This window comes from Sphingomonas canaveralia (genome assembly GCF_047238125.1).
Classification (GTDB): domain Bacteria; phylum Pseudomonadota; class Alphaproteobacteria; order Sphingomonadales; family Sphingomonadaceae; genus JBDFMH01.
Map to the genome: position 1 here is coordinate 1,999,423 of NZ_JBDFMH010000001.1, position 13,393 is coordinate 2,012,815.

General features: G+C 67.1%; 12 protein-coding genes. 3 read left to right on the forward strand and 9 right to left on the reverse strand.

Annotation, left to right across the window (positions count from 1 at the left end):
- Positions 1–8: 8 nt before the first annotated feature.
- Positions 9–2,525, reverse strand: coding sequence for a TonB-dependent receptor (locus ABC347_RS09900; protein WP_413245566.1), 2,517 nt, complete (start codon positions 2,523–2,525; stop codon positions 9–11).
- Between the two features lie 210 nt (positions 2,526–2,735).
- Between ABC347_RS09900 and ABC347_RS09905 the strand changes: the two genes are divergently transcribed.
- On the forward strand, positions 2,736–4,061 hold the full coding sequence (locus ABC347_RS09905; RefSeq protein WP_413245567.1) for an MFS transporter: 1,326 nt from the start codon (positions 2,736–2,738) through the stop codon (positions 4,059–4,061).
- Between the two features lie 54 nt (positions 4,062–4,115).
- Here the strand turns inward: ABC347_RS09905 and msrB are convergent, their stop codons facing one another.
- Genes msrB through ABC347_RS09920 form a run of 3 tightly spaced genes read right to left on the reverse strand, consistent with a single transcriptional unit; the run spans position 4,116 to position 6,847 of the window.
- Positions 4,116–4,613: a peptide-methionine (R)-S-oxide reductase MsrB gene (gene msrB / locus ABC347_RS09910; RefSeq protein WP_413245568.1), complete on the reverse strand. Its 498-nt coding sequence runs from the start codon at positions 4,611–4,613 to the stop codon at positions 4,116–4,118.
- 48 nt (positions 4,614–4,661) lie between these two features.
- A complete protein-coding gene (locus ABC347_RS09915) occupies positions 4,662–5,879 on the reverse strand; it encodes an ABC transporter permease (protein ID WP_413245569.1) in 1,218 nt (405 codons plus the stop codon).
- Positions 5,876–6,847: an ABC transporter ATP-binding protein gene (locus ABC347_RS09920; RefSeq protein ID WP_413245570.1), complete on the reverse strand. Its 972-nt coding sequence runs from the start codon at positions 6,845–6,847 to the stop codon at positions 5,876–5,878. The genes ABC347_RS09915 and ABC347_RS09920 overlap by 4 nt, the downstream gene beginning before the upstream one ends.
- 58 nt (positions 6,848–6,905) lie before the next feature.
- Between ABC347_RS09920 and queG the strand changes: the two genes are divergently transcribed.
- Complete coding sequence (gene queG, locus ABC347_RS09925) at positions 6,906–8,015, forward strand: tRNA epoxyqueuosine(34) reductase QueG (RefSeq protein ID WP_413247031.1); 1,110 nt, start codon at positions 6,906–6,908, stop codon at positions 8,013–8,015.
- 338 nt (positions 8,016–8,353) lie between these two features.
- Here the strand turns inward: queG and ABC347_RS09930 are convergent, their stop codons facing one another.
- The 5 genes from ABC347_RS09930 to ABC347_RS09950 form a co-directional block, all read right to left on the reverse strand.
- Positions 8,354–8,731 (reverse strand): hypothetical protein, encoded by a 378-nt coding sequence (locus tag ABC347_RS09930; RefSeq protein WP_413245571.1) that lies wholly within the window; start codon positions 8,729–8,731, stop codon positions 8,354–8,356.
- Positions 8,732–8,790: 59 nt separating this feature from the next.
- Complete coding sequence (locus ABC347_RS09935; RefSeq protein WP_413245572.1) at positions 8,791–10,620, reverse strand: DUF885 domain-containing protein; 1,830 nt, start codon at positions 10,618–10,620, stop codon at positions 8,791–8,793.
- A gap of 141 nt (positions 10,621–10,761) precedes the next feature.
- The gene (locus ABC347_RS09940; protein ID WP_413245573.1) at positions 10,762–11,433 is read right to left on the reverse strand and encodes a PEPxxWA-CTERM sorting domain-containing protein; all 672 of its coding nucleotides are present in this window, start codon (positions 11,431–11,433) and stop codon (positions 10,762–10,764) included.
- 139 nt (positions 11,434–11,572) lie between these two features.
- Positions 11,573–12,127 (reverse strand): DUF2585 domain-containing protein, encoded by a 555-nt coding sequence (locus tag ABC347_RS09945; protein ID WP_413245574.1) that lies wholly within the window; start codon positions 12,125–12,127, stop codon positions 11,573–11,575.
- Positions 12,124–12,717 (reverse strand): DUF1697 domain-containing protein, encoded by a 594-nt coding sequence (locus ABC347_RS09950; RefSeq protein WP_413245575.1) that lies wholly within the window; start codon positions 12,715–12,717, stop codon positions 12,124–12,126. The genes ABC347_RS09945 and ABC347_RS09950 overlap by 4 nt, the downstream gene beginning before the upstream one ends.
- Between ABC347_RS09950 and gmk the strand changes: the two genes are divergently transcribed.
- Positions 12,716–13,393: a guanylate kinase gene (gene gmk, locus ABC347_RS09955; RefSeq protein WP_413245576.1), complete on the forward strand. Its 678-nt coding sequence runs from the start codon at positions 12,716–12,718 to the stop codon at positions 13,391–13,393. The two genes, ABC347_RS09950 and gmk, sit on opposite strands and share 2 nt — an antisense overlap.

The following is a 13,393-nucleotide window of genomic DNA, read 5'->3' on the forward strand; positions in this document are numbered from 1 at the left end:
CGCCCCGATCAGTAGCGCAGCGTCAGCTGCAGCTGCACGGTGCGCGGGATGTTGGCGAAGCCGCGCTGATCGGATGCGCGCGCGGTGGCTTCGGCGGCAGATCCCGGTGCAGCACCGGTGCCACGCCCGGTCGACGGCGAATCCAGCGATCCCGAGATCCAGAACTCGTTGGTCAGGTTCTTGCCGATCAAGGCCAGCGTCGCGCCGCGGTCCGGAATCTCCAGCCGCAGGCCGGCATCCAGCGACGCATATTTCGGCTGGAAGCTGAACGGATTGCCGAAACCGGAGCCCAGATAGCTGCTGGAATAGCGCGCGTCGGACGAAATGCCGAGCCGCATGCCGTTCGACAGTTCATGATCATAGGCGAAGCCGAACGACCCCGTCCATTCGGGTGCGACCGATGTCGGCGTGCCCGACAGATCCTGGCCCAGGCCACCGAACGCGGTGGTGTTGCACCCTTGTGCCACGGTCTGCCCGGTCCAGCATGGCGCGACGAAATTCTTATAGCGCGCCTTGTTGTAGTTGATCGATCCGCGTGCCGTATATCCCGGGATCGCACGTGGCGCGAATTCGGCCTGGAACTCGATGCCCTTGGTCCGCGCCGAGCCGGCATTGGTGGTGATGAACGCGAAGGTCTGCCCGTTGAAGAAGTCGATCTGCAGGTTCGAGTACAGGAAATTATAGGCGGTCAGGTCCATCCGCAGCTGACGGTCGAAGGTCGTCGTCTTGAAGCCGACTTCGAAGCCTTCCGCCTTTTCCTGGTCGAACGACAGATCCTGCGGCCGGCTGGTGACGAGGAACGCGGATGAGTTGGAGAAGCCGCCGGATTTGTAGGCGGTCTTGTACGCGCCGTAGAGCGTGACATTCTCGACCGGCTTCCAGGTCACGGTCGCTTCAGGCGCCCAGTTGGTGAACTTCTGCTGATCGCGGATCGGCACGCCGACGACATAGTTGGCCAGCAGCGCGGTGTTCTGCAGGAACTCGCTGTTCTTGGTTTCCCAGGTGTAGCGCAGGCCGCCGGTGATCTCGACCTGCGGGATCAGGTTCAGCGTAACCTGCCCGAACGGCGAAACCGTCTTGCCGTTGGTATAGCTCTGCTTGCCGAACGCCACGAAGCGATCGATCGGCGCCTTGCGGCTGTCCTCGATATTGCCGGTCAGCACGTCCTGGTCGATCTCGCGGCGGATATCCTGATACAGGACGCCGGCCAGGAAATTGATGCCGCCGTCGAAGTCGGAAACGGCGCGGAACTCGCTCGAGATCGAGCGGTATTTGGACAGATCGGCGACGTTGGTCTGCGTCACGAACTGCTGATAGTCCGAATCCGAGACGAAGGTCGAGCGGCCCCACTGATAGTTGTTGACCGAGGTCAGCGAGATGTCGCCGATCGTGTGCTCGGCGGTGAAAGTGCCGGAAAAGCTGCGATAGGTCGCTTCGATATCGCCATTCTTCTGCGCGCCCGGGAACACGGCCGCGATGCCTTCATCCCAGCGGTTGTGATAGGCTTTCCAGCGCCGTTCGCAGCGCACGCCCGGCTGCAGCTGGCTGAACCCGCCGGGGCAGGAAAAGATGAGGTTGTTCCAGGCCGGATCGTTGACATGGGTAACGGTGCCGCCTGCCTTGAAGGTCAGCACAGTGTTGTCGTCGAACGGCTCCCACTGCAGGGTCACGCGACCGACGAATTCCTTCTCCTTGCCCAGATCCTTGGGGCCGGCCTTTGCCAGCCGCGGCGTGATCGTGCCGGTCGCGATGTCACGCGTGGTATAAGGCTGATCGGTGGCCAGGTTTTCGGTGTAGCCGCGGAAGCTGCGCGAAAGGCGGATCGCAGCACGCCCCTTCAGCGTATCCGTCAGCGGGCCCGACAGGATCTGCTCGCCATAGACTTGCTGCGCCTGGAATTCGTAGCCCAGCTTCGACGAGCCTTCGAACGTGTCGGTCGGGTTTGCGGTGGTGATCGAAACCACGCCCGCAGTCGCGTTCTTGCCGAAGAACAGCGCCTGCGGCCCCTTCAGCAGTTCCAGCCGGCCGAGGTCGAAGAAGCCTTCGTTGATGACGCGGCCATTCCCGTAATAGACGCCGTCCACGATGATCGCGACGGACTGCTCGATGCCCACCGACGAGTTGTTCGAGCCGATGCCGCGCAGCGTGAGCTGGGCACCCGATCCGGTCGTGCCCTTGCCGACCTGAAACTGCGGGGTGACCGCGGCCACCTTTTCCAGGCTGTTGAGGTCGTAGCGCTGCAGCTGCTCACCCGACAGTGCGGTGACGGCGACCGGAATGTCCTGCGCCGTCTCGACGCGCTTGCGCGCGGTGACGACAATATCTTCGAGGCCGCCGGACTGCCCGGCATCGGCGGCAGGCTCGGGATTGGACGGCGACGGCAGCGGACCTGCGCTGGCGGGCGCGGGCGCGGCATCGGGGGCGGCGGCATCCTGCGCCTGCGCCGCGCCGGCGAAGGCAATCGACGACAGCGACGCGAGCAGCAGCACGCGCGCATGAAATGGCTTGGTGCGACGGATGTTCATAACCCCCTCCCTGAAGATGCAGCCCTGGCCGCACAATGTGATCCGCCCGCTTGATGCGGGTTCGGCGTTCGATGAGCTGAGGATGCCTCATCAATTCAGCGATTGCCAGCAAAATTTCAGGCAGCAAACTTAAAATGACGATTGAGCGCCCGAGCGAAGCGGGTATCGTAAAGGCAGAAAAGTGCGGCGGTCGGTCGCGGGGGAGAGCGCGTGCAGGACCGATCAAGCAAGGCCTATCGCTATTACGTTCTGGCGCTGCTGACGCTGGCCTACACGATCGGTTTCATCGACCGGCAGATCCTCAATCTACTCGTCCAGCCGATCAAGGCAGATCTCGTGCTGACCGATGTCCAGGTCAGCCTGCTGCAGGGATTGGCCTTTTCGATCGGCTATCTGGGTCTCAGCCCGCTCTTCGGTCGCTGGGTCGATGTCTCCCCCCGCCGCAACATCCTGATCGGAGTGGTGGTGATCTGGAGCCTGTTCACTGCGCTGTGCGGCGTCGTACGCGGCTTCGCGCTGCTGTTCGCCGCGCGCTGCGGCGTCGGGAGCGCCGAAGCCGGGCTGACGCCCGCCTGCTGGTCGATCATCAGCGATACGTTCGACGATGATGAGTTGCCACGCGCCTTCAGCATCTATCTGATGGGTCCTTATCTAGGCGGGGGCCTGGCGCTGCTGGCGGGCGGCGCGATCATCGAGATGACTGCCCACTGGGATCGTTCCGGCATACCGCTGCTGGCCGATGCGGCGGCCTGGCAGATCGTGTTCCTGCTGGTCGCCATTCCCGGGCTGATCCTGGGCCTGCTGCTGCTCACGATCGGGGAACCGGTGCGCCGCGCCCGGCCCGGCGTCGACACGAGCGTGGTGATCCCCCTTGCAGACGTATTCGCGGTGCTGCGCGACGATCGCCGCTTCTACCTCAATTTCTACCTCGGCATGGCGCTGATCCTGATGCCGATCTACGCTTTTCCGGCCTGGATCCCCGCGCTGCTGATGCGCCGGTTCGATATGCCGATCTCCGACGTCGGCTACCAATATGGCATCATCACGCTCGTCACCGGATCGATCGGGGTGTTCGCGGGGCCGACGATCGGGCGGCTGTTCGCTGGCCGGCCCGATGCCGCGCTGCGCGTACCTCTGGTCGCAGCCGCGGGGATCGCCTTGTGTTGCGTGCTTGTCTATCTAGCGCCGTCGCCGACGCTGGTGCTGGCCGCCGCGGGTTTCGCCGGTTTCTGCTATTCGCTGCCGAACGCGATGGCGGCCAGTGCGGTGCAGATCGCATCGCCGGTCCGGATGCGCGGGCTGACCTCGTCGATCTATGTCATCGTCGTCACGATCGCGGGGCTGGCACTCGCGCCGACCGCGGTGGCGCTGATCACCGACCATGTGTTTCAGGATGAAGCGCGCGTGGCCGAATCGCTGGCGATCGTCTGCGCGGCCTGCTCCGCCTGCGGCGCAGCCTTCCTGGTCCGCGCGCTCCCGGCCTATCGCGCGATCCTGGCGGGCGGCCCGGGCGCTTCGAAAACAACCCTGGCCTGATCACCGCCAACTTCAGGCAAACGCCTTAGCGGCCCAGCCGCTTGCGAGGCATGGTCAGGCCCGGCCGGCGGGACGGAAAGTCATCGCCACGCCGTTCATGCAATAGCGCTTGCCGGTCGGTCTGGGACCATCGTCGAATACATGCCCCAGATGCCCGCCGCAGCGCCGGCAATGCACCTCGACGCGCTCATAGCCGAGCAGCGTATCGCTCGACGTACCAACCGCATTGGCGAGCGGTGCCCAGAAGCTGGGCCACCCGGTTCCGCTCTCGAACTTGGTCTTCGACGAGAAGAGCGGCAGCGCGCAGCCCTTGCACAGGAAGGTGCCGGCGCGGTGCTCCTTGTTGAGCGGGCTCGTATAGGGCCGCTCGGTCAATTCCTGGCGCAGCACCGCAAACGCCTCCGGGCCCAACTGCTGGCGCCAGGCCGCATCGCTCTTGGTCACGGCGAACGGCCCCTTGGGCTTCGCGCGCGCGCTGGTGCCCCAGCCGACCAGCGCCATCACCGCCGCGGTTCCGCCTAGGCCGATCAGTTCCCGCCGTGTCGCCGCCATCGTCTCGTCTCCTCGCAGCGCAGCTACGCAGCCGGCCGGCACGCGGTTTCAGGATCGGGCGCGCCGCAGCCCGAACCAGCGCCGCCCACCGCCCGATTTGAGCACGCTGCGGCGGAACAGCAAGGATGCGCCGCGAATGATCAGCGCCACCCACGCGGCCTGCCAGCCGATCGCCAGCAGATGCGGCCAGATCGCATCCGACTGCGCCGCTCGCGCGATCATCGCGAAGGGGGAGCTCCACGGAAAGATCGCGGCGGACAGGCCGAGCGGCCCATCCATGTCACCGATCGCGGTCGCGGCGAAGGCGACCACGCCCAGCTGCGCCATCGTGACCGGCATCGACAGCGTCTGCACCTCGCGCACCGTCGACGCCTGCGCGCCGATGCCCAGGAACAGCGCGCCCAGCAGCAGATAACAGGCCGCGAAATAGACGGCGCCCAGGCCGATGAAGGCCGGCCAGCCCACCGCCGGGGTCGGCATCGCGGCCAGGTTGGGCAGCGTCAGCAGCGCCACGGCGGCCGCCCCGCCACCCCAGATCGCGATCCCGGTGAACGACATTGCCAGCATCGCCAGCAGCTTGCCGAAGAAGATCGCATCCACCGGCACCGCCGCCGCCAACACCTCGATCACCTTGTTCGACTTCTCCTCGATCAGGTTCGAAAGCAGCATACCGCTCAAGATCACGGTCAGCAGCATCAGCACCAGCTGGCCCAGCCGCGCCACCAGCCGCCGGCCGCTGGCATCGACGCCGGCCGCGCGCGCAACGGGCAGCTCTGCGATTGCGACCGCGGCCGGCGGGTTGCCGCCCTGGGCGCGGGCATCGCGGGCATCGTCGATCAGCAGGCCGATCCGCCCGCTCACCCGATCGATCGCATCGCGCGGGCCGGACAGGCGCGGCGCATCGAGCCCGCCATCCAGCACCGCCACCGCGCGGTGATCGATATCGGCCAGCAGCGCCGCCCGCTGCACCGCATAGTCGCCCGCCGGCCGCACCAGCAGCAGATCGGGAACCGACAGCGGCCCCAGCCGAGCGCTCAGCCGGGCGCGCGCCTCGGTCAGCAGCCGGGCATCGGTGGCTGGCGCGATCACTGCCACTGTCGGGTGCGCCTCGATCCGATCCTCTTCCTGCCCCATCGTGCCGAACAGCCCGGCGGCCAGCAGCGGCAGCAGCGGCCCGATCAGGAACAGCAGGAAGGTGCGCGAAAACACGCTCGCCACATAATCGCGGCGGGCGATCACCAGCGCGGCGCGCAGCGGCCCGTTCATGCCATCACCTCATCCGCGACCGGCCGATCCAGCGCCTCGGCGGCCGCGTCGCCGGCGATCGAGACGAACGCATCGTGCAGGCCCGGCCGCTCGATGGCCAGCGTCTCGATCCCCGCCCCGCCGGCGATCAGCGCGGTCAGCAGCGGTTCGATCCCGGCCGGTGGAGCCGCGAACCGCCAGACGCCGTCGATCCGTTCGGCATCGGCGGGCAACGTGGCGCGCCAAGGCCCGTCCGTCGCCCGCGTCTCCAGCCGCACCTGCTGCGGCAACCGCGCCCGCGCCTCGTCGACCGTGCCAGAGAAGCGCACCCGCCCGCCGGCGATGATCGCGATCCGCTCGCATAGCCGCTCGGCATGGGCGATGACATGGGTGGAGAACAGCACCGTCACGCCATCCGCCGCCTGCGCGCGGATCATCGCTTCCAGCCGCTGCTGGTTGAGCGCATCGAGCCCGGAGAAAGGCTCGTCCAGCACGATCAGCCGGGGGCGATGGATGATCGTGCCGATCAGCTGCACGGTCTGCGCCATGCCCTTGCTGAGCGTGCGGATCGGCTTTCTCGCGGCATCGCCTAGGCCGTGCGCCTCGAGCAGCTCCAGCGCCCGCGCGCGCGCCGGCTTCAGCTTCATGCCACGCAGCGCGCCCATGAACGCGATCGCATCGACCGCGTGCATCGCAGGATAAAGGCCGCGTTCCTCGGGCAGATAGCCGACGCGGGTGGCGGCACGCAGCGGCCGCGTCTCGCCAAGCAGGGTGCGGCTGCCCGTATCGGGATCGATGATACCCAGCAGCATCCGGAGCGTGGTCGTTTTGCCCGCGCCGTTGGGGCCGAGCACGCCGAAGATGCTGCCGGCCGGCACGCTGAGATCGATGCCGTCCACCGCACGCTTGTCGCCGAAATTCTTGATCAGGCCGCGCGCTTCGATGGCGGGCGGCGCGAGCGCGTCGGCGGCGGCTATGGCGGCTTGCATCGGCATGTCCTAATCGGCGGGCGTGGTAGCGGCATCGCACGAGAATCCCAACAGCGCGTTGACGGCGGCGCTGAAGGCGCGCGCGCTGGCCGAGGGCTTCGCCGCCTGCGGGATCGCGCCGGCCACCGCCGCCCCCCGCAGCGCCGCCCGGCTGCGCGAGTGGCTGGACGAGGGTCGCCATGGCGACATGATCTGGATGGAGGAGCGCAGCCATCAGCGCGGCAGTCCGCAGGCGCTGTGGCCCGAGGCGCGATCGGTGGTGATGCTGGGGATGAGCTATGCCCCGGCGCGCGATCCGCTGGCGCTGGCGGCCGAAGCCGGGATCGGCCGCATCTCCGCTTATGCGCAGGGCCAGGATTATCATGGTGTGGTGAAGAAGGCGCTGAAGGCGCTGGCCCGCTGGCTGGTGGAGGCGGCGCCATGCGACCTGAAGGTGTTCGTGGATACGGCGCCGGTGATGGAAAAGCCGCTGGCCGAAGCCGCGGGGCTCGGCTGGCAGGGCAAGCACAGCAACCTGGTGAGCCGCGCGCATGGCAGCTGGCTGTTCCTGGGCGCGATCATGACGACGCTGGAGCTGGCCCCCGACGCGCCCGGCGGTGACCGCTGCGGATCATGCGACGCCTGCCAGCGCGCCTGCCCGACCGATGCCTTTCCTGCCCCCTACCGGGTCGATGCGCGGCGCTGCATCTCCTATCTCACGATCGAGCATAAGGGGCCGATCCCGGTGGATCTGCGCGCGGGCATCGGCAACCGCATCTATGGCTGCGACGATTGCCTGGCGGTGTGCCCCTGGAACAAGTTTGCCGAGAGCGCGGCGGCCAACCGCGCCTTCCTGCCGCGCGCCGAGCTGGCCGCGCCCGCGCTGGCCGATCTGCTGGTGCTGGACGATGCCGCCTTCCGGCAGGTCTTCTCGGGATCCCCGATCAAGCGGATCGGGCGGGACCGGATGGTGCGCAATGCGCTGATCGCGGCGGGCAATGGTGGCGATGCGGCGCTGGCAACGCGCGTTGCGGCCTTGCTCGACGATCCGACGCCGGTAGTGCGTGGGGCGGCGGCGTGGGCGCTGGCGCGGATCGATGCGGCGCGCTGGCAGGCGGAGCGGGAGGCGCGGCAGGCGGGCGAGCCGGACGCCACGGTGCGGGCGGAATGGTGGGCGGAGGCTCGCTGACATGCCGCCGTCGGGTGCCTGGATACCCGAAAGCAGCGAATGCAGCGATTGTGCACGGGGTCGGCAGTGCCCGCTGGCTTTGCTGGCGATCGACGATTTGAAAGAGCCGGCGCGATCTTAACCGAATCGGTACGCTGTAGGAAAGCGTTTTTGGGCTTTCCGGTTTGTCGGCAATTGGTCAGTCAGAGTGCCCGGTTCCGCCGATCTGATCGCCGCGCCGGTCGGAAAAGGCGATGGCCCCATCACGTCCGTTCGTCCCGAGCGAGGTCGAGGGACGTGCCGCAGGCGTAGCGCAGCGTGTCTCGACTACGCTCGACACGAACGGAGACAGGAAGGGATCAACGCGCGTCGGAGCGGCGGCTGAGCGCGGCGATGCAGCTGGCGCGGTCGAAATCGTCGCCGTTCGGGGTGCGGGCGTCGAGATATGTGACAACGGGTTCGCGGCCCGCTGCTTGCGGATAAAGATAGGCATCCAGCACGCAGGCCGCGCCCGCGAATTGCAGCCGACGGGCGCGATCCTCGCGCGTATCCATGTTCGGCTGGCCGAACAGCAGCTGCAACGCGCGCGCATCGCGGCCCAGCACCCGTTCCAGCCCCTGCGGCGCCAGCGCGGGCGGACGCGCGGAGACGGTGACGGGCGCCACCGGCTTGCTGGCGGTGCACGCCCCCAGCAGGGCGAGCGCAGCGATCGACGACAGGCGGGCGATGCGGATCATGCCGCTATCAACCCCGGAACGGGATCGATGGCAAGCAAGGGCCGCATCGCCCGGCCGCATCAGGCCTTCAGCAGGGCGCGGGCGCGTTCCTCGACGCGGCGCTCGAACAGGGTGATCGGCAGCGGTCCGTCGCGCAGCACTTCGTGGAACTGGCGCAGATCGAACTTGTCACCCAGCATTTGCTGCGCCTTCGCGCGCATCTTCACCCAGCTGTTGTGACCCACCTTGTAGCTGCAGGCCTGGCCGGGGGAAACGCAGTAACGCTCGATCTCGCGCTGCGCGCGCGGCTGGGCGAAGCCGGTGGTCTCGACCATGTAGGCGGTCGCCTTCTCGCGGCTCCAGCCCTTCGAATGAATGCCGGTATCGACCACCAGCCGCGCCGCACGGAACAGATAGGATTGCAGGAAGCCGGCGCGCTCGATCGGTGTCTTGTAGCCGCCCAGCTCGTCCGCCACGCTTTCGGCGTAGAGCGCCCAGCCCTCGCCATATGCTGAGAACCAGACGAGCTTGCGGATCAGCGGCACGTCCGTCTTGTTGACGATCGACCCCTGCAGGTGATGGCCGGGCTCGGCTTCGTGATAGGTCAGCGCGGGCAGGCTGTATTTCGGCCAGTCGGCCACGCTCTTCAGGTTGATGAAGTAGATCGCGGCGCGCGATCCATCGAGCGCGGCCGGGTAATAATAGCCGTTCGGCGCGCCATCCTGGATGTCGGTCGGCACCGCGCGGATCTGAATGGGATCGTTCGGCAGCGTGGCGAACGCCTTGGGCAGCACCTTGCGCAGATCGGCGACACCCTGGTTCAATGATGCCAGCAGATCGGCGCGGCCGGCCGCGGTATCGGGATAGAGCTGTGCCGGATCCTTGTTGAGCGCCGTCAGCCGCGCGCCGACCGATCCTTGTGTGCGGCCCTGCGCTTTCAGGATCGTATCGAGCTGGGCGCTGATCTCCGCCACCTGGGTCAGTCCCATCTGGTGGATCTCGGCGGCGCTGAGCTTGCCGGTCGTCGCCGATTCCAGCGCCATCGCATAGATCGCATCGCCCTTGGGCAGCGCGCCGATGCCGGCGGTATCACGACCCTTGGCGCGATACTGCTTCACCAGCGCGATCTGGCGATCGAGCGCGGGATAGACCTTCTCGGACACGATCTTCGCGGCGCGGCCCTGCCAGTCCCCTGCCAGATTCTTGGCTTTCGCGCGATCGGCGAGCGACTTCACCAAGCCGTTCTCGGCCGCGGCCGGGCTGCGCAGCGCGGCCATCTGGCCCAGCGCGAGATCGAGGCAGAAGGCAGGCGGCACATAGCCGCGATCGGCATCATGCGCGAACACCTGGTTGTCGCCGTCCAGCGCGGCGGGGAACTGCTCCAGCCGGGCCAGATAGGCTTCGGCATCGTCGGTATTGTTGACCGGATGCTGGCTGTTCAGGAAATCGGGGATGTTGAAATAAGCGCCGCCCTGCTGGCTGATCTGAAACGGATAGACTGCCGAGCCGAGATCGAAAGTGGCGATCGGCGCGATCGTGTCATCGAGCTGATAGTCCACCACATCGCGGTGGATCTTCATCTGCTCGGACAGTTTCGACGTATCGACCGCAATCAGCTTCTTGGCGGCGCGGGCATCGGTCAGGTCGTTGCGGCGATCGGCGAGCGTGTAATCACCCAGCTCGCGCTTCAGCTTCGCATTCTTGCCGGTATCGAGCCCGAACGCAGTCGCCACGGTCGGGTTATTCTCGAGCACCTTCTGGAAGATCGTGTCGAACGCCGCACTCAGCTGCGCATCGCCGGGCCCGGCTGGGGCTGCAGGCGCTGCAGCAGCCTGCGCGAGCAATTCGGCCGGCAGCGAAGCGGCAAGCGCGGCGAGCCCGCCCGAAGCGAGGAAGTTGCGGCGGTCCATGAAGCTATCCCCTTGATCGGAAATCCGTGGGCTGGAACCTGCCCGGCCCGATCGCGGGATTCAACCCGTCCCTTTCCGCCCGCCGGACGCCGCGCCGCGCTTTCGACCAGCGCGGCACGGCGTTCGACGAACGTCCACGCCTCAGGCGGCGTAGGCGACGTGCACGCGCTGGCGACGCATCGCGCCGCCGATCAGGCCGAAGCCACCGATCATCAGCGCCCAAGACGCCGGTTCCGGCACGGCCGGGCCGGCAGCGAGCGTGAAGTTCAGATTGTCGACCCCAACCCAATCGAAGAAATCGCCGGGGGTGACGACCAGCCGCGTGATCGACGGTGCCGCGAAGCTGAGTGTGAACTGCCCGCCCGTAGAGCCGGCGACGCTGCCAATCAGGGTCGAACCGTTATAGGCGAAGATCTGCGTGCTCGACGGCGTGGTGACACCGGCGAAATCGAGGCTGACTGCGCTGGCCGCGGCCGTGAAATCGATCGCGAAGCTGGCATCGCCATCCTCGCCGAGCCAGCCGTTGAACGAGCGCAGCAGATTGCCGCTGACCAGCGACGGGGTGCCCAGACCGCCGACGTCGCTGCCGCTCGCCGATACGATCGTCATGTCGGTGTTGGTCGCCCAATCGCCGGTCGGCCCGCCCGCGCCGGAAAAGGCGTTCGGGGAGAAGGTGACACCCTGAGCGGCATATTGGGTCGAAAGCGTGGTGCCTTCCGCCAGATCGTCGAAATTGATCAGAACGGCGGAGGCCGGTGCGGCCGGCAGCGCGGCGACGGCGCCCGCAAGAGCGAGCAGAGCGAATTTGGTCATCATGATCCCCTGTCAGAATCCAAACGGAAGAATGCTCCGCGGCGACCATATCCTTGTCGGAACATCGGACAGTCTGGCTCGAGACCCTGCGGAATGACAGCCGGTTGTGCTTTTCACGATCCCATTTCGGGACGCCTGCCTATCCGCCCTGCCAGACCTTGATCGCTTCGACCGGCCAGACCAGCATCAATATGTTCAGCGTCAGATTGTCGCGGATCAGCCAGAGCGTGAGCAATTCGAACAGGATGGCGATCGCGACCGTCAGCCGCACCGGCGCGCGCATCGCGAACAGGAAGCCGAGCGCCATCCAGCCGATGTCGGCGACCGAATTGATCACGCTGTCGCCGGTATAGCCAAGCGCCATCGTCGCTTCGCGGTAGCGATCGATGATGACCGGCGAATTTTCGAGGATCTCCCACCCCGCCTCGATCGCGACCGCGAGCACGAAGCGTTCGCCGACCGGGCGGCGGCGCAGCAGCCACCAGCCGAGCCCATAGAACAGGAAGCCGTGGATGATGTGGCTGGGCGTGTACCAATCGGCCAGATGCTGGCTGTTCTCGGCCGACTGGACCAGCCCGTGCCAGAGCTTGACGGTGCCGCAGGTGCAGATCGGCGGGCGGCCCATCGCCAGCAGGATCGCCGCGGCCAGCGCCACCAGCAGCAGCGCGGTGAGCAGCGGGCGGCGCGCGATCATGACGAGACCATCTCCAGCAGTTTCAGTGCGGTGCGATAGTTGCGCGCCGTCGCGGGTGATCCCATCGCCTTGTCGATAAAGGCGGGGGCGAGCCTAGACTGGCCGGCACCATCGCCGAAATCGATCCAGATCGCCTCGCCTGCGCGTTCGATGATCTCGCAGTCGCGGGCGCGGGATCGCAGCCGCTCGACTGCGTCGGCCGCGGGGGCGGCACGCGATAGCAGCACATGCACGATGTTGCCCGCCGTCTCGCCCCGTGCGCGCATCGGGCAGGCCGCGACGATCGCGCGCCACTGATCCGCGGTGCGCGCGACCACCGGCACCTGCAGGCCGAAGCGATCCGCGATCAGCGCGGAGACGCGCTCCTCCACGTCAGGCCCGCCCGCCGGCAGGATCAGGTTGCCGCTCTGGATATAGCTGCGGGCGGGGCCGAGCCCGGCCTCGTCGAGCGCGGCGCGCAGATCCGCCATCGGCAGCTTGCGCGTGGCGCCGACGTTCACGCCGCGCAGCAGGACGATATGATCGGTCAGCCGGTATTCCCCCCAGCGGCATGATTGACGAACCGGCCCCCACGCGGTCAAGAGGGGCATGGCCGATGCGACCGATACGCCCGCGCTGCCCGAACGGCGCGCCCCCCACGAGATCGAGCATCAGCGGCGCGGCCTGCTGTTCGTACTGTCGTCGCCATCGGGCGCGGGCAAGTCCACGATCGCCAAGAAGCTGCTGAAAGCCGATCCCTCGATCGAGATGTCGGTCAGCGCGACCACCCGGCCGATCCGCCCGGACGAAACCGATGGCATCGACTATCATTTCGTCGATACGCCGCGTTTTAAGGAAATGGTCGCGGCGGGCGACTTCCTGGAATGGGCGCATGTCTTCGACCACCGATACGGCACGCCGCGCGCGCCAGTGGAGGAGATACTGGCGGCGGGGCGCGACGTGCTGTTCGATATCGATTGGCAGGGGGCCCAGCAGCTGTTCCAGCAGGCCGGCGGCGATGTGGTGCGCGTGTTCATCCTGCCGCCATCGGTCGAGGAACTGCGCCGCCGGCTGATGAGCCGCAACACCGACGATGCGGTGGTGATCGAGCGGCGGATGGAGCGTGCGGCCAGCGAGATCAGCCACTGGGACGGCTATGATTATGTGCTGATCAACGACGATGTCGAACGCTGTTTCGCGCAGGTGCGGCTGGTATTGCGTGCGGAGCGTCTGAAGCGCCAGCGCCAGCGCGGCCTGATCGGCTTCGTGCGCAAGCTGATGGGGTGA